14 protein-coding genes are annotated in these 21,630 nt (G+C 54.4%); 7 read left to right on the plus strand and 7 right to left on the minus strand.

Features of this window, described 5'->3' with window-relative positions:
* Positions 1-60 precede the first annotated feature (60 nt).
* From BUB27_RS00295 to BUB27_RS00315, 5 genes are all read left to right on the plus strand, one after another.
* Positions 61-1,797, plus strand: coding sequence for a SpoIIE family protein phosphatase (locus BUB27_RS00295; protein ID WP_159434701.1), 1,737 nt, complete (start codon positions 61-63; stop codon positions 1,795-1,797).
* Between the two features lie 105 nt (positions 1,798-1,902).
* Positions 1,903-2,304 (plus strand): hypothetical protein, encoded by a 402-nt coding sequence (locus BUB27_RS00300; RefSeq protein ID WP_143157543.1) that lies wholly within the window; start codon positions 1,903-1,905, stop codon positions 2,302-2,304.
* A 141-nt stretch (positions 2,305-2,445) separates the two neighbouring features.
* Positions 2,446-4,482 carry a TonB-dependent receptor family protein gene (locus BUB27_RS00305; protein WP_143157544.1) on the plus strand — a complete coding sequence of 679 codons (2,037 nt, stop codon included), beginning with the start codon at positions 2,446-2,448 and terminating at the stop codon, positions 4,480-4,482.
* A gap of 51 nt (positions 4,483-4,533) precedes the next feature.
* Entirely contained in the window at positions 4,534-5,961 is a 1,428-nt protein-coding gene (locus BUB27_RS00310; RefSeq protein WP_143157545.1) for a PepSY-associated TM helix domain-containing protein, read from the plus strand.
* Between the two features lie 244 nt (positions 5,962-6,205).
* The gene (locus BUB27_RS00315; protein ID WP_143157546.1) at positions 6,206-7,540 is read left to right on the plus strand and encodes a hypothetical protein; all 1,335 of its coding nucleotides are present in this window, start codon (positions 6,206-6,208) and stop codon (positions 7,538-7,540) included.
* 100 nt (positions 7,541-7,640) lie between these two features.
* Here BUB27_RS00315 and smc read toward each other — a convergent pair whose 3' ends face one another.
* The 6 genes from smc to BUB27_RS00345 all read right to left on the minus strand — a co-directional run bounded on the left by smc (position 7,641) and on the right by BUB27_RS00345 (position 17,899).
* Positions 7,641-11,408: a chromosome segregation protein SMC gene (gene smc / locus BUB27_RS00320; protein WP_143157547.1), complete on the minus strand. Its 3,768-nt coding sequence runs from the start codon at positions 11,406-11,408 to the stop codon at positions 7,641-7,643.
* 220 nt (positions 11,409-11,628) lie between these two features.
* Positions 11,629-14,943, minus strand: a complete 3,315-nt coding sequence (locus tag BUB27_RS00325; RefSeq protein WP_159434702.1) for a VIT domain-containing protein — start codon at positions 14,941-14,943, stop codon at positions 11,629-11,631.
* Between the two features lie 10 nt (positions 14,944-14,953).
* Entirely contained in the window at positions 14,954-15,646 is a 693-nt protein-coding gene (locus BUB27_RS00330; protein ID WP_143157549.1) for a type II and III secretion system protein, read from the minus strand.
* Between the two features lie 15 nt (positions 15,647-15,661).
* Positions 15,662-16,393, minus strand: coding sequence for a hypothetical protein (locus tag BUB27_RS00335; protein ID WP_143157550.1), 732 nt, complete (start codon positions 16,391-16,393; stop codon positions 15,662-15,664).
* Positions 16,394-16,412: 19 nt separating this feature from the next.
* Positions 16,413-17,069 carry a hypothetical protein gene (locus tag BUB27_RS00340; protein WP_143157551.1) on the minus strand — a complete coding sequence of 219 codons (657 nt, stop codon included), beginning with the start codon at positions 17,067-17,069 and terminating at the stop codon, positions 16,413-16,415.
* A gap of 80 nt (positions 17,070-17,149) precedes the next feature.
* On the minus strand, positions 17,150-17,899 hold the full coding sequence (locus BUB27_RS00345) for a hypothetical protein (protein ID WP_143157552.1): 750 nt from the start codon (positions 17,897-17,899) through the stop codon (positions 17,150-17,152).
* A 113-nt stretch (positions 17,900-18,012) separates the two neighbouring features.
* Between BUB27_RS00345 and lipB the strand changes: the two genes are divergently transcribed.
* Positions 18,013-18,654, plus strand: coding sequence for a lipoyl(octanoyl) transferase LipB (gene lipB, locus BUB27_RS00350; protein ID WP_143157553.1), 642 nt, complete (start codon positions 18,013-18,015; stop codon positions 18,652-18,654).
* 27 nt (positions 18,655-18,681) lie between these two features.
* Here lipB and BUB27_RS00355 read toward each other — a convergent pair whose 3' ends face one another.
* Entirely contained in the window at positions 18,682-18,978 is a 297-nt protein-coding gene (locus tag BUB27_RS00355) for a hypothetical protein (protein ID WP_143157554.1), read from the minus strand.
* A 129-nt stretch (positions 18,979-19,107) separates the two neighbouring features.
* Here BUB27_RS00355 and BUB27_RS00360 point away from each other — a divergent pair, with 129 nt between their 5' ends.
* A complete protein-coding gene (locus tag BUB27_RS00360) occupies positions 19,108-21,621 on the plus strand; it encodes a PSD1 and planctomycete cytochrome C domain-containing protein (RefSeq protein WP_159434703.1) in 2,514 nt (837 codons plus the stop codon).
* Positions 21,622-21,630: the final 9 nt, after the last annotated feature.

Consider the following 21,630-nt stretch of genomic DNA (forward strand, 5'->3'; position numbering starts at 1 on the left):
AGTTGCCCATAACCCTCTCTAGCTGCTAGCATAATGGTCCGTCTCTCCTGGCGTGTCGTTATGTCGTTTAAACGAGCTCTCACTATCACCTTTAGCCTACTCATCACCATCCTGCTGGGACTGGTCGTGACCATGAAATCGCTCTCCAATGCGATTGAAAATGTGGCTACCACTGAGCACGAACGCTACGAGTCCCGGATTCTGGCCCACCGGCTGCAGCAGTCTTCCGAGAATCTCACCCGGATGGCCCGCTCCTACATCGCCACCGGGGATGCTGTCTACAAGCAGCGCTTTCATCAGATCCTCGCGATCCGCAGCGGCACCCTGCACGAACCGATGCAGTACTCCAAGGCCAGCTGGGGCTGGGAAATGCCCGGCACCTATCACACCACCATGCCCGGCACCCCAGTCTCCATCGAAGACCGGGTCAAAAAGGCCAATTGTACCGAACAAGAGATCACCATCCTACGCGAATGCAAGCAGCTCTCCGATCTACTCGCCGAGATCGAAATCAGCGCCATGGATGCCATCGATCTCGGCATAAAAGATCCCGACTACACAGTAGACGGCAAGACACCCAAGGAATGGGCCGAACAGCAAGTCTACGGAGAAAGCTACCGCTCCTTCAAAGAGGCTATCCTGACACAAGTAGACCACTTTATCCAGAGCATCGAATACCGTACTGCCAATGATGTCGCCAAAGCACGCTCCCAGCAGAGAGCCATCCACCTACTGACTTGGGTGCTAGCCTTCTTCGCGGTGGCGCTCTGTGTGGCGGCCTATTTCCAGATCACCCGGAGAGTGGTCAACCCCATCTCATCCATCTCCAAGCAGGCCGAACAAGTCTCCCAAGGGAACTACTCCAGCCATCCGGAAATCCAATCCTACTCTGAAATCAAATCACTCGCCCTAAGCTTCAACCAGATGACCAGCGCTATTCAGCGAGACCTAAGACGAAGAGACAAAGATCACAAGGAGCTGGTCGCCACTAAACATGCCGTCGAGGTAGCCTACGGCCGGATGAAAAAAGACCTCGAAGCTGCCGCCAAAGTCCAGCGCTCGCTACTCCCCGAAGTCATGCCCGAGGCTCCAGGATTTGATTTCGCCTACTCCTACCTCCCCTGCGAAGAACTCGCCGGGGACACACTCAATGTGCTGGATCTCGACGACGACCACATTGCGCTCTATCTGGTAGATGTGAGCGGTCACGGGGTTCAGGCAGCCTTACTCGCGGCCACCCTCAGCCATGTACTCTCCCCCATCCGGCACGAGAGCAGCGTCATCTGGTCTACTGATCAATCCACAGACACCACCTACGTCACCCCTCCAGTCAGGGTCGCTGAGCAGCTCAACACCCTGTTCCCTTATGACCCGGAACTGAACCAGTACTTCACCCTGCATTACGGTGTCTTGAACAAGAGTGACCTGACCTATCGCTTCGTCTCCTGCGGCCACCCCAAGCCGGTACTTCTGCGCCACAATCATCCACCGCAAACCATCCAAGCCAAAGGCCCAGGCATAGGCTTGCTGCCGGCCCCGGTTTTTGAGGAAAAAGAAATCCAACTCACTGCATCCGACCGCATCTTTTTCTTCTCAGACGGAGTCCTGGAAGCCCCAAATAACCAGGGCATGGAGTTTCAAGAGAACGGACTCTACTCCCACATCCAGCAGCATCTGGATGTCCCCATCAAACAACACATCCAGCAGATCTTCAAAGATGTGCTGGAATGGTCCGGCGGCCAAAAGCTCGACGACATCTCCGCCGTCGCCATCGAAGTGAGGCCCGAGGTCAATTGATCCCAAAGCAGGAAAACTGCTCCCACACATACTTGACTTTCAATCACATCCTCACTATCGAGCACCTGCTTGACCACACCGATTCCATCCTTGAGAATTCTGATCATGAAGCAGTTGCGCGTGCTTATTGTGCTGCTTCTTGCTCTCTCCTTGGGTGTCGGCACCACTATCGTCCAGGTAGTCGGCTGGGCCACCATGATTCCTACTCAACTCGCCAAGACTGGCTCGGTGGAAAAGGCAGTCGAGAATACCTTCAGCGGCAAATACCCCTGCCCCATGTGTGAGCTTGCCGCCATAAAGCGTGAGATGGAAAACAATGCACCACCATTCGCGCCCGAGCAAAGGGAAGACAAAACCAAGCTCCAGGTGCTCTTCAGTAGCCACCTACTGCCTGTACGCATCTATCCGCCCAATAGAGACACATTCCCGCGTCCCCGTTCTTTTTCAGCTCCACTGAATTTCAGTATATCTCCGGACTCTCCACCACCGGATGCTTTTGTAGCCTGATACACTCAGCGGCCAGCCCACAATCCAGCTGACTGCACCTTGAATCCACCGCCTGCACACCGCATGGCGGATACCCGTGCACAGATCGCGCTTACTTTCCGCGCGTGCACACCCCTCTAGCTACACTAGTAAATTTATATCATGAAATCATTTCACTATGTGCTCGCGTCAGTGAGCGCCCTCTCCCTGCTGCACGCAGAGGAAACACAGACCCTAGAAGCAAGCACCCTTACAGCCCAATCCCCGGACCTACTGGAATCGATCGCTAAATCCGAGGAACAAATCGCCTCACTACCCGGCGGCGCCACCATCACGGACTCTGCCGACTGGACTGGCAGCATCGTCAAGCCGGAGGAAATCTTCCAGTTAGACCCGGGTGTCTACGCCCGTTCCTCAGGAACCGCCAATGACACGCGACTCTCTGTGCGCGGCTCTGGCATCCAGCGCCGTTATGGCTCACGCGGCATCTCCCTGCTGGTAGACGGCATGCCTGCCAACCACGCCGACGGCTCCTACTACTTCCGCATCTTCGATCCCCTCAGCATCAGCTACGTGGAAAGCTACCGCGGTGCAAACGGCCTTGCCTACGGCGGCTCACAACTTGGCGGCGCGATCAACGTCGTGCAAAAGAACGGCCTCAGTCATCCAGGCGGCCAGCTACTCGCAGAATATGGCTCTTATGACAGCTACCGTACCGCCTTCCAGTACGGTGGCTCCAACGAGAAATGGGACTGGTTCGCCGGATACACCTATGCTGAATCCGACGGCTACCGAGCCCACAGCAGCTGGGCTAGCCACCAGCTCAATACCAGCCTCGGCTACCATTGGTCTGAGAGTGCTCTGACACGCATCTCCCTGTTATTTAGTGACTCCGATGGCCTTCTTACAGGCTCCCTCACCGAAGACCAGTACGATGATGATCCACAACAATCGTCCAACGCTGGCACAGACCTGGACCGCGACCTCTCCACCATCCGTATCGGTCAACGCACCGCCTGGGAAACCGCAAACGGTGCCTGGCAGTTCTCCACCAACTACCAGTACCTCGACTTCGACCACCTCACGACCACCAAGGGTCTCTTCTTCCCGAAGTTCGATAACCTGATCGACTACGATACAGACGAGCTCTCCCTCAACCTACGTGGACGTCAGAGCTATTCGGCATTGGGCCTGAAACACACCTTCCGTTCAAACTTTGATTTCATCTATGGAGTCAATGAACTCGGAGGATCTTCAGCATTTGGCGCCGCAGGCATCGTCGATAGAAAAGAGACATCTCGTAACCTGAACGTGTATCTGGAAAACACTAGCCACCTGACAGAACAGCACAACCTGATCTACGGCCTCGGCTACGTGGACTCCTACCGCAAGCGAGAAATTCGCTCCGCAGACAGCACGGGCCTTACCCGCTTTGACGATTCTCAAAACGGTTTCACCTGGCGCGCGGGCTACCTCTATGAGCTCGACGAGAAGAACCAATACTTCGCAAACATTTCTCAATCCTTCGAATCCGCTCCATTTTCCGAACTCGGCAACATAGCCAACCCTCAGGAAGCGATCACCTACGAGATCGGTACGCGGCTTGCACCCACAAACTGGCTCAGTGGCGAGCTAACCCTCTACTACTCCGAGGTGAACGAGGAATTCGTCTACGAAGAAACCGGACCTGGCACCAATGTCTACAATGTAACGAATGCCGACACGACACATCAGGGAATCGAGCTCGCTGCTCACGCCAATCTAACGGAAGCATTCAAGTTGGCAGGGAACACAAGCTACAGCTTCGACCTAGCCTACCAGCTGAATGACTTCACCTTTGATGAAGGACCAGCCAAAGGTAAGGACATTCCAGTCGTATCCAAGCACGTCATCAGCTCCCGCATCACTGCAGGCGATAGTGATGGACGCTGGAAGGCAGCCCTCTCTGTTGATTGGCTTCCTGACGGACTCGTAGCAGATAACAACAATACCCTCAGCACACCAGGCTATGCCCTCTGGGACCTCTTCGGCGAATACCAAGTCACTGAAAACCTCAGCATCTACGCTGGCGTGGATAACCTCCTCGACAAGAAGTACGTCTCCACTGTGACCGTCAATCCTGACACCTCAGGCACTCCAGCCTACATTAACCCCGGTGATGGACGCACCGCCTACATTGGCGCGAAGCTGGTCTTCTAACAACTAAAAACTATACACCTCCACTCATCAAGGGTGGAGGTACTTTCAGCCATGAAAGCCACCTTCTTCAAACTTCACCGGAAGCTCTCCATTTTCCTCGCCATCCCCGTGCTTCTCTGGACCTTGTCCGGACTGCTGCATCCCTTCATGGCGAACTGGATGCGCCCGGAGATTGCGCACACATTCCTAGTGCCCAAGCCTCTCAAGCCATCACCAGACTTGCTCAGCCCCGCTGAGGCCTACAAGGACCAGAGCACTCTGCGTCAGATAAACCTCATAGACATCAACGGCACACCCAGCTACCGCGCGATCACTACTGAGGGCACTTTATTGTTCCGCGATGCCCGCAGCGGCCAGACCATCGAAAATGCTGAGCAGCTTTACGCTGAGCAACTGGCACGCGCCTACCTTGCCGACCAGAACTCCGCCTTGGTAACCATCGAGAAAGTCGAGGAGTTTGGCTCCACTTATTCTTACATCAACCGCTATCTGCCGGCCTACCGCGTCGTGCTTGACCGCCCGGACGGCATGCAAGTCGTAGTGGATCTTAAGACAGGCAAGCTCGGCACATTCGATTCCCCGTCAAAGCGTGTCTTTTCCAGCCTCTTCTCATGGCTTCACACCTGGTCCTTCCTCGGCTCGCGGGACAGCATGCTACGTATCACGATCGTGCTACTAGTCAGCCTGCTGACACTTGCGGTCGGCCTAACCGGTATTGTAAACCTCATCCTCTTCAAGACCAAGCAGAAGAACGGCACACAGCGCAAGCTCACTCTCGGCAGAAAAATGCACCGCTCGCTCGGCGCCTTCGCATCCCTCTTCTTCCTCATGTTCAGCCTCTCCGGCATCTTTCACGTCGCCGTAAAGTACAATTATGATGACTCCGACCAATGGAGCAGCCAGCAGAGCATTCCTACCTCCCAGCTCAACTCCACCCCTGCTGAAATCATCGCCAAAAGCAAAGCTCCCGTATCTGGCATCAGTCTAGCCAGCATCGACGGAATTCCTCACTACCGCCTCGCCATTATGAACCGTGAGAAACCAGGTCAGACACTCTACCTCTCTGCCCGCGATTTATCTGACCGGATAAACGGAGAAACCGACTACGCGATCTCCTTGGCCACGGAATTCTCCGGCTACCCTAAGGACAGCGTCAAAGACACCGAAGTCATCACCAAGTTCCGCAAGGACTACGGCTTCATCCAGAAACGCCTCCCAGTCACCCGCGTGAACTACGATGACCAACCATACTGGCACTACACAGTGGACACCGCCAACGCCCACATGGCGCAGCGCACCTCTCCCGCTGGCCTCGTGGAAGCACTCAGTTTCATCAACCTGCACAAGTGGCACTTCCTGGATCCTATCTCCAAGGAATTCCGTGACTACGCCACCGCCTTTGGTGTTCTCAGCATTGCAGCCGTCACCCTCTTTGGCCTCAGCCTGCTATGGAAAAAGAGAAAAGCTAACACTGGGTAGCGATCACCACCAGGCCGACATAAAGGATCCCTACCGCGGCAAAACGTAATACTGAGGAAAAGGTGTCGGTCATCATGATTCTTTTTGGTTCGCATTTCACGCCTACTCATCGGGCGCTCACCAAGTAAGACTGTGGCCACCAACATTTTATTCACCGAGAGATGGATTTTTTGTGAGCCACATCTTGACGGCGCACTCCCCAGCCATTCAGAGTGCTTATTGTCGTTATCCCGTTTAACTTTCTATGAACATCACTCAAGTAACACTAGCTCTTGCTGCCTTTTCCGCACAATTCTGTGCTGGAGACACCCTGACTCTCGAGCAAGTCGACGAAGCAGTCACCCCTCTAGTCTCCAAAACAAATCAACACGAGGGCCGGGTCCTGTACTATGAGGGAAGAAACAACTCGCAACCAGAAGACCTCTTTCTGTATCAGATCTATCAGGCAAAAGCGAACACATGGGAAATGGCGGAACTCAAGCTCCTCTCTAAACAGAAAGTTAAATACCACATTTCACTCTTTGCCGGCAAAGCGGATAAGGAATCCAAACTTACAATCTCATTCATCAACCATCATGACAAGGTTTGGGCTGAACTAAAAGATATTGAAAGAATCAATTCCCAAGTCTTCACCGTCATTTCCACTGCTGGAGAATTGCTGGTAGATAGTAAGAACAAAGTAAAAGAGGAACCTCTCAAGACATATATTTTCGCAGGCATTCGCAATGGCAACATATCCTTTGGGTCCGGATTCTCTAACAATAGCCACTACGCATACTGGAAATTTTTGTTAGGATATAGTCGAGAAGTCAGCAAGATCCAAGACAAGAATGGCAAAACTACCTTCTCCATCAAAGCACCCCAATCCAGCTTCATCATCGACAACGACACAGGTCTCTTGGAACTCAGCACCGAAACCATAGACGAGGTCACCCGCACCTCAAAGCTCGTAAAAGCCGAGGACACCCTCCCACCACTATCTCGGCTATTACCTGACCGGGCGGACTATAAGCAAATCCACCTGGACACAGGCTCTCCCATAATCAAGCAAATGATCGCCCAGGGCCAGACCTACATGCTTCGCGAACTTGGCAAGAGACCCGAAGTTCAGCAGCAGTTGCTGAACAAGCACGAGGATATCAAAGCCAAGTTGCGCAAAAAATACTTCGACATGCTCGACTTCAATGAAATCGATCAAGCTATCCTAGCTGATTTACCAGACATCAAACACTCCCTTCGCAAATCCCTGGCTAAATCAACACAGGGCCTGCATGGCCAGAAACTCACAGACATTCTGGAGTACTTTTCATCAAACGATGAGAAACGCCTTGAAATTGCCGAGACCATCATTGCCGGCTCTATTCAGAACAAAGACATTCAAGATCACTGGAATACCAGCCTGTTAGGTCATTGCCTCAACCTCGACCCCGATCACGGCGAGGGGATGTTTCTTATCTCCTCTACCATTCGTGATGCCTTTCTGAGTGCCTACTTGGAACTCGAAACCTACAAAGCCATCGACGCCTGGGTAGCTGATGATAAAGCCAAACAAACCGCTGATCAGGAAGGTGGCGAGTAGACAACGATTCTAAACATAACAGGGCGCGGCCCCCTACAAGCCACGCCCTGTCTCTCTCTTACTGTTGCATCAACAACACAAGGTCTTCTTGCCCGGCAGTCTAGGCATCCAGCCTGAGGGCTGCCTTTTGGGCGGCGGATCTCGCCTTGGACTCGTCGATGTCCTTCTCTGCGGTGAGGCGCATGCCCACCGGCTTGGAGACACCGAACTCCTCCATGGTCACCCCGTACATCACGTCGGCGCGGCCCATGGTGCGCTTACTGTGCGTCACGATGATGAACTGTGACTTGTCGATGAAGTTATCGAGCACCTTGAGGAAGCGTCCGATATTGGATTCATCCAGCGGTGCGTCCAGCTCATCCAGTACACAGAACGGACTTGGCTTGATCTGATAGATGGAGAAGAGAAGCGCTACCGCAGTCATGGAGCGCTCACCACCGGAGAGCAACGTGATGGACTGCAGCTTCTTGCCCGGAGGCTTGGCAATCACATCAATGCCGGACTCCAGCGGATCTTCCTCATCCACCAGCAAGAGGTTCGCTTGACCCTTCTCACCGAAGAGCACCTTGAACATCTCTTTGAAGTTCGCCTGGATCTGATTGAAGGTTTCGGTGAAGCGGATGCGGGTTTCGATATTGATCTTCTCGATCACGCCGATCAGCTCATCCTTGGCATTGACGAGGTCATCGTGCTGTCCGCGGACAAAGTTGTGGCGCTCTTCGAGCTCTTCGTATTCCTCGATGGCGTCCACATTGACCGGCCCCATGGAGTCCAGCTTGTGCTTCAGCTCGGAGACGGCACGCTCCACAAAGTCCCAATCAGGACCATCCTCACCCGGGATTTCGATGTCGTTAGAGTCATCGGCCTCGTTGGTGATTTCCTCTTCCTGCTCGTTCTCCTCCTCTTCACTGAGGCTGGACTTGCGGCGGGCATTGCGGACAAAGGCTTTCTTCTGATCGGCGATGCAGAGGAGCAGCGCATGACTGTCTGGACGGAACACCTCGAGGTCGATCTGGTGGCGCTCCATCATGTTCTCCTGCAGACTCTCCAGGCGAAGCTCTACCTTGGTGGCAGACACTTCTTCTTTACCCTTCTGATCACTGATCTTGGAAACCTGACGGCGGACCTCACCCAGCTCTTTCTCTGCGACGCTGATAGATTCCAGGATCGCGTTACGGCCAGAAGCGGCTTCTTCCAGTCTTTCCTCAAGGAAATTGGCAGCGGCGGTCGCTGTCTCGATCTCTTCAAGAAGCTGAGCGTTCTCACCAGTGGCGGACTCGATACGTTCACGGAAGGAGATGATTTCGCTCTCGCGGCGGGAAGTCAGGTGGCGGAGTTCCTCCAGGCGGGCAGCCATCGGCTGTTGCTGTTCCTCGGCGGACTGTAGAGCACGTCTCTCAACCGCAAGGTTGGTGCGCAGCTCGTTCAGAACTGTCGCCGCCTCCTGCTCGCGGTTCATGGAGTCCTCCAGCTCACGGTTGAGCATCAGCTGGCTGGTCTCCAGCTCCTCGAGTCGCTGACGTGCGGTGGCCAAGTCGGCCTCCTGGGTCTCACGGTTACCGAGGGCGCTGTTTTCGCGTTCCTTCAGTTCATTACGCTCCCACTCATTGTTGGAAATCTTGCTTTCCAGTGACTCTACCTCGCGGGTAGCCAGACTTACCTGACCCTGCAGGGTGGACTCATCCACGCGGGCTTTCTGCAGGCGTTCGCGGGCCTGCTCTACGGCTTCACGCTGCTCAGCCATCAGGCTCTCCAGAGTTTCCACCTTCTGCTTGGCTGCCTGCTCTTCTTCAACCAGTCGGGCATTGGATTCTTCCAGCTCGCGGATCTCGTTCTGCCTTTCCAGAACGGAGGAGCTGGCATCACCGCCCACACCACCGCGGATAATCCCCTCAGGGGACATCACTTCACCGGCAAGCGTGACGAAAGTCACATCCGGGAGATCCTTGCGCAGCTTGGCGGCAAGCTTAAGGTCTTTGACCACGAGCACGTTCTCCAGCAGCCTGGTGATCACCGGAGCTACGATCTTGTCTGCCTCCACCTTGTCCAAGGCCCAGGCCTCGGCACCGTCCGGCACATGCATCAGCTGGGCTTCACTCTGCACCGGGATGAAATCCTCAGGCAGGATCGCCGCCTCACCCATCTTCTTCTCGGTCAGCGTATCGATGATGGATTCCGCCAGCATATTGTCCCTGACAAGCACGGTCTGCAGGTGACTGCCGAGAGCAGCCTCGACGGCTGGTGCGAAGGAATTTTCTACCTGGATGAAGTTGGCTAGCACGCCTCGCACGCCACCTTCGTAAAGCTCTTTGTCATCCAGTCCGGAAAGCACGCTCTGGGTTCCCTTCTGGAATCCTTCACCGCTGTCGACGAGCTGCTTGAGCACTTCCAGACGGGAAGAAACCTTGGCTAGCTGCTTGTGCGCCTCACCTGCCGCATCTCGGCTGGCATCCAGATCACCACGGGTGTGCTGGAACTTGCGCTCACAGGACTCGAGATCTTCTACCAGACTAGCAATCTTGGTGGTACGGCTTTCCAGCTCTTCCACCTGCTTCTGCTTTTCGATCACTGCCTGCTCGTGCTCAATACGGAGCTTCTCATCCTCCTCAGCCAGCTGGCGGGCGCGCTCACGGTTGCCTTCAAACTGGGAGAGCATGCTCTCGATCTTCGCCTGGGCGGCGGCAATGAGAGACTGGGTGCGGTTCGCCTCGGTACGGACTTCACGCAAAGAGCCTTCACGCTCCTCACGCACCGCCTTGGCCTGAAGGACACGCTCTTCATGCTCGCTGACCTGAGCCTGCTGGGACTCGATGCGCTGGGAAAGCTCGTCCAGAGTCTGGACGGCTTCCTGGAGATCCGTCTCTTGCTGCATCAGCTTCTGACGGGTTTCTTCAATGTCAGACTCGTTCTGCTGGATTCGGCCCATCAGCTCGGCCTGGCGCTCGTTGTTGAATGAAATTTTTCCTTGGGCGGCGCTGGCGGCATTGCGGCGCTCGTTGAGCTGCTGGCGGATCTCGCTCAGCTGGCTCTCCAGCTCCTGAGCCTTGTCACGGGCGCGGATCACTGCCTGTTCCTTCTGTGGCAGATCCTGCTCGATCTCGTGCTCACGCACCTCGAGGGAACGGATGGAGTTACGCAGCTCCTCGCTCTCGGCGCGAAGTTCTTTCCACTTCTTGTGGCCGAGATGGGTATCAAGAATGCGGACATCCTTGGCCAGTGCCTGATAGCGGCGAGCCTTGGCCACCTGACGCTTGAGGGAGTTCATGCGGCGCTCCTGCTCGGCAAGCACGTCACTCACACGGAGAAGGTTTGCCTGAGTGTAGTCCAGCTTGCGCATGGCCTCCTTCTTCTCCTTCTTGAATTTCGTAATCCCCGCAGCTTCCTCGAAGACCTGACGTCTGTCTTCCGGCTTGGAGGAAAGAAGCATGTCGATCTTACCCTGCTCCATGATGGAATAGGCGGTACGGCCGATACCCGTATCCATGAAGAGATCGTGAATATCACGCAGGCGGCAGAGCGTGCCATTGATGCGGTACTCGCTCTTGCCGTCGCGGAATACACGGCGGGTGATGGAGACCTCGTTGTACTCCACCTTGAGGGCTTCCTCACAGTCGCCCATCGTCATGGTGACTTCCGCCATGCCGGCTGGCTTGCGCTTGTCCGTCCCGTTGAAAATAACGTCGGCCATTTCGCCACCACGCAGCGCCTTCGCGCTCGTCTCGCCGAGCACCCAGCGGATCGCGTCCACCACGTTCGACTTACCGCAGCCATTCGGGCCGACGATGCCTGTCACCCCGGTGTGGAACTCAAACTTCGTCTTGTCCGCGAAGGACTTGAAGCCATGGATTTCGAGTGATTTTAGATACATGTCTGTAAGAGATTATGGGGTTATTCACCAGCATCCACGTAGGGAAAGTAGGGAGGGATGCCAGTCGTCAGAATATAAATCCCCCTCAGATAATCTCCAAGACGATTCGATTAAAAATCCCATATGTGGTGTATTTCCACAAATAAAACGCCACATATAGTAGAATGTGTTATTTTAGGAACATAAACCTTTTCGCTAACATGGAAGCAAGCCACTACGCTTAAAGACCGAAATCAATCTGGCCCGCCTCGTGAAGTTCGCCATCTCCTGGCACCTCCACCACATAGACCTGTCTGGTCTCGTTCTCACGACCCCAATGGGTGTAGACTTGGACCAGGTAAGTGGCAGGCTGAGAACTCCCGAGCTCCAAGCGATAACTCCCTGGCATCGCCTTGCGCACCATGTAGTCCGCGAGTCCATTCTGTGCTGCACACCAGCCACCGGTCTCACTCACGCGATTAGGGGTAGCCTGCACTTCTGCAGGATCAGTCACACGCAAGTAGGCTCCCTGATCAACCTGGGATGAACATACCACGATACGAATATCTGAAGGGTAAACCAGGGAATCGAAAAATGCTACCGCCCCATAAAAATCCTCCTCATTAGGGAGAAACTTCAACCTAGTCATTTCCATGGCCTGTACATTTCTCCACAACCTCCAATGCTCGAAGAACTTCACATGGCAGCTCAACCAATTCACCACCCACTGCTCGGCGCAGAGCTTACTCGTCCTCCCCATAGCCAGCCAGCGGTCGTAAAAAACAAGCTCGTCCTCTGGATCCGCAACCTGAATGAGAGCAAGCAGCTCATCTGCTCCTTTGCCGTCTCCCATAGCAATCATGTGATAAGCCGCAGCGCGCATGTCCTGCACGCTTATGCCCGACTTCAGCCCATAGATGCTTGAGAGCACACGGCGGGCCTTGTGACCATCCTTTTGCTCATAGAGTTTCTTGGCCACCTTCAGCTTAACGTCGCGGCTCGCCGTCCCCTTGAGATTCAGATAGGCCTGCCAGACATCGCCCGACTCTAACACATCGCTCACATTACCCGCTGGAGACTTCGCCTCGATCACAGGCTGAACCTTGCCTGACAACTCGACTCCATTGAGACGACGCACTGGCAACTTACCTCCCGCCTTCCCAGAATCGCCGCCACCAGCCCGCCAGTCGACACCCAGTGGCAAGGTCGACTGCTCGACTGCGGCGCGCTTGCTCGCCCTGGCTGTACTGTCTTTAGTCACTTCAAGACCTCCATCAGAAAAGGGATCGGCGGAAAAGCCATCACTGAGGAGAAGGTCTCCGTCCAGCATGGGAGGCATGACCACCACCATATCTCCGGGAAAGAGTTGCTGAGGCTTATAATCCTTGCTCACAGTATTGTAGATGGCGCGGTCTGCATTCCGGTAAATCGCCACACGGTCACCGATCTCATCATCGTAAATTCCGCCCGCCTTCTCAATCGCCTGCTTCAGGGTAGCCCCCTTATCCAGCGTGATGGTTTTCCCATCATTCACGAGACCCCTAACAGAAACAGCAAACTCATGTTCCGGCACCTTGATCGGCGTCCCAGTGAGCTGAGCTCCTGACTCCTTCACCTCCTCCAGCCGCTGCATCCATTGCTTAAGGTCCTCCTTGCTCTTCACCTTGTCCTTGCCATGAACCAGCGCCTTCACCTCGTCCATCCACTTGAGGAAAACTTGATGATTGGTGTCAGCAAGCTGCTCCTTGGTAAAGACGGAGGCCTGGGCATGAGTCCATTGCTCGACCCTGATATAACGTGGGTAAAGCTGGTACTCCATCCATGGGTAGGATTTCTGGTACCAATTATAGCGCCTACCGTGATCAAGTTGAGCCCCATGCACGGTTCCTTGAAATCGCTCACTCCATCTTGATCTGGCATAGGAACCCACCTCTTGCTCATACTTCTCCAGTAAGTCAGGCTCCGGCGGCGGAATCTGATAGCGCAAGTGATCCTCGAAACGCTCCAGCACAATCATGGCAGTGCTATCACTCACCAGGTGATACTGCTGGCAATGCTTCAGGATCGCCTGCGTGGGACCCTGGGTAGTAAAATCCTCACGCTCCATTTCCGCCAGCTTACGCTGGGCCCAGAGCTTGCGCAGCACCTCGCCATTAGTCTGGGCGAATGCGGCATCACTTAGAGTCTCCACCAGCATAACCTCCTGCCCGTAGCCAAATTTCAGCACAATCCCATCCGTTCTATCAGTCTTACACTTGCCGATGATCCGGAGCTTTTCTCCCTCAGCCTGTACATAAGTGCTGTCGAAATAGCCTTTCACCTCAATCAGACGCGGGCGCAGCTTGATAATCTCCTCTGCCATCGCGGCGACCTTCTCCGCTCTCACATCCATCACTCTCCCTCCAGTCGCTTCTGCCAAACCAAGTAAAGGAAGGTCAGGATCTGCAAGTGCACTCGAATCCAGAATATGCACCACCCCTCGTGGACTCAGCTTCTGCAACGGAAGGTGCAGCGCACCTTCACCCACAAACAAAATACGGTCTGCATTTCGGTCTTTAAAATCGACGGCTCCCCAGTTCGCCACCCCGGCGTAGTCGATCTGATTGATCTGCTGCTTCAGCTGACTCCAGTCCCCGCCACGCACCTCGTACTTCCCCTGGTAGTCGGCATGTAAATCGACCACCGTCAGCTTCACATCCACATTCCCCAGTTTCTTGAACAAAGCATCCAGCACCTGCATTTCCTTCTTCAAGTCCCTTCGATAACCACTGACAGAGGCATCCCAGAAAAGGCTAACCGTATTCGGCTTGCTGGCCTCAGCCCGCAACACCCGGTCAGGAATGGCCGTCACCAGATCGATATAAACCTCCTCACCCACCTGACCTCGAATCGATTTCTCAGGCGCCAGCTTACTGACAATCTCTAACTTTCCATCTAACACAACTCGCTTACTCTCGACAAATTTCACCCTCTCGTCCTCCTGCATCCGCCCCATTTTCGAGGGGAAGGAAACCTTTTCCACATCGCCACTGACCCGAATAGTGACATTCTCTACCATCTTCTTCAGCGCAAAGGGAAAGGCGTAAACCAACTTCCCATCCACCTCTTCCAGTTCATGCACGAAGCCGATGCGTACCGCCTTGGCGCGCTTCGGCAAGACCGGGAAAATCTTGGTCCGATAGATATTCCCCTTCTCGCGTGTCACAATGCCGGGATCAATGTTTTGACGTTTGATACTCTCATAGGCGTTCACCGCCCGTTCCTTCTCCACCACGCTGGCCTCACGCATCTTACCGTTCACCTCCAGCGCGTAGTTACTCACCGTAGCACCCTCCGGTAACGGCAGAGTAAACTCACCTTCTTGATTCCTCTTCGTATCATTGAAGAACGCCACCGTCATCACCGTCTCAGCATAGCGCCCCTGGATATCCACACTCAGTTCCAGACTCTGCAGCTCCAGATCATGCCTTCTCCCACTGTCCACCACAGACATACTCGGCAACTGCGCCTGCACCATGGAGACTCCCAACAAAAACAACACGAATACACACTTCATTCTCATAGGATTACTCCTCATGTTTGATAGCCATGATATCCGCACGCACGAACATCAGGATTTTTTGATTACGATCCAACTCACCCGCTGCGGTCCTTCCGGTGAAGGTAGTCAACAGGGCAAATTTTTGATTTTTCACCTTACACGACAGATTCGCACTCTTGGTCAGAAACAGCGGCATCTTCATATCCGCCTGTCCGAATTCATCCCTATACTTCAGCCACAAGCTGTAGCCGACAGGATCCACCAACTCGACAATCACTCGCAGGGATAGCGTAGAACCATCTTCTAATACGGTAGGCTCGACCTCTAAGGTCGTCCCCAGATTACGGGTTTCAAAGGCAGTAGGCAGCTCCGTGCGAAGCTTTGGAACAAATGGCTCCTCAATGCCGTCAGGTTGACTGGGTAATTGCGGCGGCTCATACTCCGTAGGATAGATAAACTCCCGTATACTCTCCAAGCTAGCCTTCACCCCGCTATACGTGGTTACACAGTTCACGTCCAGCACACTGGCCTTGCCAGCCTTCACCTGCTGCATGGCTACCGCGTAGTGACCATCCTCTTTATCCATTCTCGTGTAGGCCACATACTCTCTCTGCGGCATACTAATGAGCACGCTATGAACACGGATGCTTTTGGGATCAGTGTGCGCGTGCGCCAGCAAGGCGGTAAGCAAGAAAAGTAGACTCAATCGTATCATCATCTCAAAGTCTTTTAGTTACTTCCCTACGGGCACGAGTTCTGTCTTCACAAGAATCATCACTTTGCGGCTAGGGTCCGGAAAGCCCTTCTCATCCCTCGGAGTCAAGGTACAGGCATGGTGATACTGGCCTACTGGTACGATAAGACCCGTATTTACCCGCATGGTGTAGAAGACGGGCATCTGGACATCCACCTCGCTAAACTTATCCTTCCAGCTGGCCCATACCACATTTTCCACATGCCAGACAATTTGTGGGCCGATGCGCAAATCAAGATAACGCTTGTTCTCAGCGAGCACAGGTTCCGCCTCTAGCGTGATACCGAGATTGCGCGTCTCAAAGGACAAAGGCTCCGGCCCCAGCGCCTGTGGCTCATCCGTATCCTCTAGCATCTTTTTTGGATCCGTGAGATTAAGCATCCAAGCCGGATCATACTCCGTCGGGAAGATCATTTCCTTGATCGATTGTGTAATCAACCGCGCACCACTCAAGCCCACCAGCATCTGCGTCTCTAACATCGTGGCCTCACCTGCATCCAGCATCACCTGGAGCTTATCCCGCAGCTCATTATCATTGCTGCTGGTCTTGGCACCATAGGTCAACTCGGTCAATTTCTCCTGACTGAGCTCGATGTACTCGAACTGCAGGTGAATCGTTGGATCCCTCTGGATCTGCTCCGCATCCTGAGCACTAAGACTCATGGCACCCAGAGCCTCAAACAAAGCCATATTCCACACAAACTTTCTCATGCCTAACATCACAAACATTCTACATCGGGTCCGGCAACTTGATCACCTCAGGCATCACAAAGAGCAGGATCTTACGTGATGGATCGAGATCACCGTTCCCCTTTTTGCCCGTAAAGGTGGTCACCAAAGAAAATCGCCCATTGACCAAAGTACTCCCGGTATTCACCCGATGAGTGAGGAAGGTCGGGAATTTGCGATCAGCTTGCCCCCACTCATCCTTGAATTTCACCCATTCACTAAAACCTACTTGATCCACAAGCTCAGGAGCGATGCGTAAGTCGACAAGACCTGTTTCCCCATAAGTAGGCTCCATTTCCAGCGTCACCCCAAGATTTCGGGTTTCGAAGATATTATTAACCATCGGGCGGATCGGAACAACCTTATGAACTTCTTCTAACTTCTTCTCATAGGGGCCTTCATCATCAGGCAAGGACCCTGGAGGTGCATAATCCGAGGGATAGATCATTTCCCGTATACACTCCAGTGTCACCCTTTCACCAGTGCGACAAGTTGCACAATGAACATCCAGTACAGTTGCCTTCCCGGCATCCACCCATTGGCGGATCGACTGATAGGTAATGCCTTGCGTCTGCTTGGCCTGGATCCCCACAAAGTTCTCTTGCTGCATCCCCACTGTCATCACATGCAGACGTATGAGCTTGGGGCGATCCTGCATGCCCAAGGCTATGCTGGGAAGCAAAGCCACAGAGAGAATTCGAGCTATGAATCGGGCGGTCACCTTAGAGAGTCCCGGGTTTAGTTTCTGGAAGTCACCTTCAAGACATCCGCCTTGACGAACATCATCACTTTGCGAGTCGGGTCAGGAAACCCGTCTTTATCCTTGGGGCTGAGACAGCAGGCCAGATGATAGCGACCGGCAACCATGGTCAGACCTGTGTTTACCCGAAGGGTGTACATGATAGGCATCTTCACATCCGCATTGCCACGGTCATCTCGCCATTCGGCCCAGACTTCGTTCTTCACATGCCAGACAAGCTCCGGTGCAAACCACAGATCGATGATCTTGGCGGATTCACTGAGGGTGGGTTCCACCTCCAGCGTAGATCCCAGATTTCGGGTTTCAAAGGCTGTCGGGGTGGGGCCAGTCGCCATCTTGCGAACACCCTCACCAGTCTTCTCACCACTGGCGTCCACCTTGTTAGGAACTTCTGCAGGCTCATACTCGGTAGGATAAATGTACTCGCGGATCGACTCCGCCGAGGCTCTTTCACCACTACGACTCACCACCATCTGGCTCTCCATCATCGTCGCCTTGCCTTCCTTGAGCAGCTTTTGGAGCTCATCCCTCAGTTTGGAGTCATTGGCAGACTTCTTCTCACCGTACAGTAGCTCAAGCACCGTTTCCTGCGGCACCTCAATATACTCCACCTGTACCTGGATCACCTTTGGCATGTATCTCTCCGCCTCCTCACCGGTGGGATCAAATCCATCCTGAGCAGATACTGCAGAACCTAACAGACACAAACTAGCAAAAAGATATTTCATACCTACACTCTATGGGAAATCTTTCATCAGGTTACAATTCAGGCGCAACTTTTTTCCTTTTGGGTGGTTTCAGAGTACTTGCATCTCTCCCATAACCGCCTAAGACTCCCCGCATGCAGCTGGAGGAACAATGGCTAGGATCGGATGTCTCTTATGATGAGGGGCTGGAGATTCAGGAGAAAAAACTGGCAGAGGTGCTGGAGGGCACTTCCGCGAATACCTTCTTCCAGCTGGAGCACGCTCCCGTCTACACCATCGGCCGTACCCGGGATAAGTCCTCGCTGCAGAACCCGGCCATGCTGCCTCACCCGGTGATCGAGATCAACCGCGGCGGCCAGGCCACCTACCACGGCCCGGGCCAACTCGTCGGCTACCCAATCGTGGACCTCCGCCCATTGGGCAAGGACCTGCATGAGTACATCCGCGCCGTCGAGCAGGCACTCATCCTCGCCTGCCAGGATTTCGGCGTCCCTGCCACGCGCCGTGAGGGACTTACTGGAGTCTGGGTGGGCACGCGAAAGCTCGCTTCCATCGGGGTAGGCGTACGCAAATGGATCTCCATGCATGGCTTTGCCCTGAACGTGACCAAGGAATCCCTGCGCGGCTTCCTTTCCATTACTCCCTGCGGCTTGCAGGGCGTCTCCATGACCTGCCTGGAGCATGAGGCCGGCAGAGAAATCAGCGTGCAGGAGTTCGCCAAGGCCGTCACTCCCCACATGCGCGATTGTTTAGCCGCTCTGCAGAGTGAGGAATAAGAGGCTGGGTCTGGAGAACTCGGCGCCTTAACGGCAGAACTTGAGGTTTTCCTCACTCATCCGCTCAGCATCCGAGTATTCGCTGAGCACCAGGGCCGTGTCCATGTCACGGCCCTCATCTTTGCGCGTCAGCCGGAAGCCGCACTCCAGATGTTCATCAGCCACTCCCTGGTACTTCCAGCCGTCGGAGTCAATAAAGAGATATTCCCCCGTCTTCACATCTGACCAGTCCAGCCGATCTCTAAGCTCCTCCAAACGGTCGCAGGCATAGATCCAGCCCTTGCTGTCCAGGGCGAAGTAACGGGTATCGCTTATCTCCATCATGATGCGCACCAGTCTACCAAGACCTCACAGGCATTCAACTTCTCAATGACACACAGAATGGCAATTTTTTTTGCACTTTGCTGAGAATGAATGATAGATAGACGTGCAAAAAACTGTACACCTCTTTCAATGATTGCCCGACTCACCATCGTTTCCCTAGGAATCACAGCTGTCCTGTGCCAGACCTCCTGTGACCAAGAAGCCGCAGCATCAGAAAAGGCTTCATCCTCAGAAAGCCCGAGCACAGGCGCAATCAGCCAGAATTCCTTACCCGAGGAGATCGACTTCAACATCCACGTCCGCCCTATTCTCAGTGACACCTGCTTCCACTGCCACGGCCCAGATTCTAAAAACCAGAAGGGTGACTTCGCCCTCCACACCTTTGCAGACGCCACCAAGGAGCTAGTCAATGCCAAGGGTAAATACGGCATCGTCCCGGGCAAGCCTGAGGAAAGCGAGATCATTGCCCGCGTCTTCAGCGAGGACGAGGAGGAGATCATGCCGCCAGCCGACTCCATTCACAAGCTCACCTCGGAACAGAAGGACATCCTGAAACGCTGGGTGGAGCAAGGCGCCAAGTACAAGAAGCACTGGGCCTTCATTCCTCCAAAAAAACAAGTTCCTGAAAAGAAATCCGACTGGGCCAAGGACGAGCTGGACCTCTTCATCGCCGCCAAGCACCAGGAGCTAGGACTTAAGCATTCTCCAGAGGCCAGCCCTGAAGTCTGGCTGCGCCGCACCACACTTTCCCTGACAGGCCTGCAGCCAACGCCGGAGGAGCTGGAAGCCTTCATCCAAGACAAGTCACCTGAAGCCAAAGAGAAAGTCGTCGATCGCCTGCTGGACTCTCCACGCTACGGCGAGCACATGGCCGTGGCCTGGATGGAGGCTGCCCGCTATGCGGACACTGATGGCTACCAGAACGACCACGAACGCCAAAACTGGCCTTGGCGTGATTACGTGATCAAAGCGTTCAACGAGAACAAAGGCTTTGATCAATTCACCATCGAGCAACTCGCCGGCGATATGCTGCCCAATGCTACGCACGAGCAGGTCATCGCCACCGCCTTCAACCGCAACCACCGTCAGAACGCTGAGGGTGGTGCGCTCGCGGAAGAGTTCATCATCGAGAACATCCTCGACCGCGTGGACACCGTGGGCACCATCTACTTCGGCCTTACGATGAGCTGTGCACGCTGCCATGACCATAAGTACGACCCGCTTTCCCAGAAGGAGGTTTTCCAGTTCTCCTCCTACTTTAACAACATCAATGAGGCCGCTACAGCACGAGGCACCAGCGCCAGACCGACGACGACCTCGCTATCCCTTTACGCCTCAGAGGAAAGCCAGCAAATCTACAAGAAGGTCCAGACTCTAAATGCTGAACTGAACAAAGTCCGCGGCCAACAACGAGGTCTCCTCGCCAAACAAGAGCCAAAACTAAAAGGCAAAGCACTCAACGACAAAGCCGAGAGCACCCAGCCGGTCAAAGAGCTCAAGCAGCAGATCAACCAGCTCAACAATAAGATCAAAGCCAATGGTGACGCCCACTATGCCAGCGTCATGATCATGCGCGAGGCTCAGGGGATCACACCGACCTATCTACTCGAGCGTGGACAGTATACAGACCCCGATAAATCCGAGGAACTCACCCGCACCGTTCCGGCAGCTCTGCTGGGAGACGAGCCAGCGCCCAAAGATCGACTGGAGCTCGCCAAGTGGATCGTATCCGACAAGAACCCGATCACTGCCCGGGTGATCGTCAACCGCATCTGGATGCACCACTTCGGCACGGGTATCGTGAGTACTCCGGAGGACTTCGGCTCCCAAGCCCCCTTCCCGACTCACCCGAAACTACTGGATTACCTGGCCGTGGAATTCCGCCAGAGCGGCTGGGACATGAAAGCACTGCACAAGCGCATCGTCCTCAGCGCCACCTATGGACAATCCTCCAAGCTCACCGCCGAGCTACTCGAAAAGGACTCAACTAATAAATGGCTGGCACGCGGCCCACGCTTCCGACTTTCCGGTTACGCCCTGCGTGACCAGGCTCTCCATGCGGCAGGCCTACTTACTGAAAAACTGGGCGGACCATCTGTGAAGCCCTACCAGCCAGACGGCCTGTGGAACAGCATGAGCCATAGTCCGAATATCCGCTATCGCCCGTCCACGGGTGATGCTCTCTACCGCCGAAGCCTCTACACTTACTGGAAACGTGCGGTGAACCCACCGAGACAAAGCATCTTCGATGGATCTGGCCGTGAGATCTGCTCCGTCACCCAAAACCGCACGAACACTCCACTGCAAGCTCTCGTGCTGATGAATGATGTTACCTTCCTGGAAGCTGCCAAGAAAGTGGCTGAGCGGGCTCTGTTAGACACGGCCACCAACCACCAGCAAAAGCTCAAGTCCATCTACACACACATCACTGGTTACGATGCAGACCAAGAGGAACTCAACATTCTCTCAGATACCTTCGACTACTTCAACGAACTCTACACAGCTGATCCTGAAGCCGCGAAAAGCATCCTCACACAGGGAGCCTCTCAAATCAGCGAGTCTGCAGACAAGGCCAAGCTAGCAGCCTACACGGCCGTCGCCCACGTGGTCCTCAACACAGACGAATCAATCAACATCGAATAACCTTTACCT

The organism is Rubritalea squalenifaciens DSM 18772 (assembly GCF_900141815.1).
Classification (GTDB): Bacteria; Verrucomicrobiota; Verrucomicrobiia; order Verrucomicrobiales; family Akkermansiaceae; genus Rubritalea; species Rubritalea squalenifaciens.

Excerpts from the sequence above, each read along its gene's own strand:
- BUB27_RS00360 (WP_159434703.1), top strand. The coding sequence starts at position 19,108 with ATGATTGCCCGACTCACCATCGTTTCCCTAGGAATCACAGCTGTCCTG.
- BUB27_RS00355 (WP_143157554.1), bottom strand. The coding sequence starts at position 18,978 with ATGATGGAGATAAGCGATACCCGTTACTTCGCCCTGGACAGCAAGGGC.
- BUB27_RS00325 (WP_159434702.1), bottom strand. The coding sequence starts at position 14,943 with ATGAAGTGTGTATTCGTGTTGTTTTTGTTGGGAGTCTCCATGGTGCAG.
- BUB27_RS00340 (WP_143157551.1), bottom strand. The coding sequence starts at position 17,069 with ATGCAGGATCGCCCCAAGCTCATACGTCTGCATGTGATGACAGTGGGG.
- BUB27_RS00315 (WP_143157546.1), top strand. The coding sequence starts at position 6,206 with ATGAACATCACTCAAGTAACACTAGCTCTTGCTGCCTTTTCCGCACAA.
- BUB27_RS00310 (WP_143157545.1), top strand. The coding sequence starts at position 4,534 with ATGAAAGCCACCTTCTTCAAACTTCACCGGAAGCTCTCCATTTTCCTC.
- lipB (WP_143157553.1), top strand. The coding sequence starts at position 18,013 with ATGCAGCTGGAGGAACAATGGCTAGGATCGGATGTCTCTTATGATGAG.
- BUB27_RS00305 (WP_143157544.1), top strand. The coding sequence starts at position 2,446 with ATGAAATCATTTCACTATGTGCTCGCGTCAGTGAGCGCCCTCTCCCTG.
- BUB27_RS00295 (WP_159434701.1), top strand. The coding sequence starts at position 61 with ATGTCGTTTAAACGAGCTCTCACTATCACCTTTAGCCTACTCATCACC.
- BUB27_RS00300 (WP_143157543.1), top strand. The coding sequence starts at position 1,903 with ATGAAGCAGTTGCGCGTGCTTATTGTGCTGCTTCTTGCTCTCTCCTTG.
- BUB27_RS00345 (WP_143157552.1), bottom strand. The coding sequence starts at position 17,899 with ATGAAATATCTTTTTGCTAGTTTGTGTCTGTTAGGTTCTGCAGTATCT.
- BUB27_RS00330 (WP_143157549.1), bottom strand. The coding sequence starts at position 15,646 with ATGATGATACGATTGAGTCTACTTTTCTTGCTTACCGCCTTGCTGGCG.
- smc (WP_143157547.1), bottom strand. The coding sequence starts at position 11,408 with ATGTATCTAAAATCACTCGAAATCCATGGCTTCAAGTCCTTCGCGGAC.
- BUB27_RS00335 (WP_143157550.1), bottom strand. The coding sequence starts at position 16,393 with ATGAGAAAGTTTGTGTGGAATATGGCTTTGTTTGAGGCTCTGGGTGCC.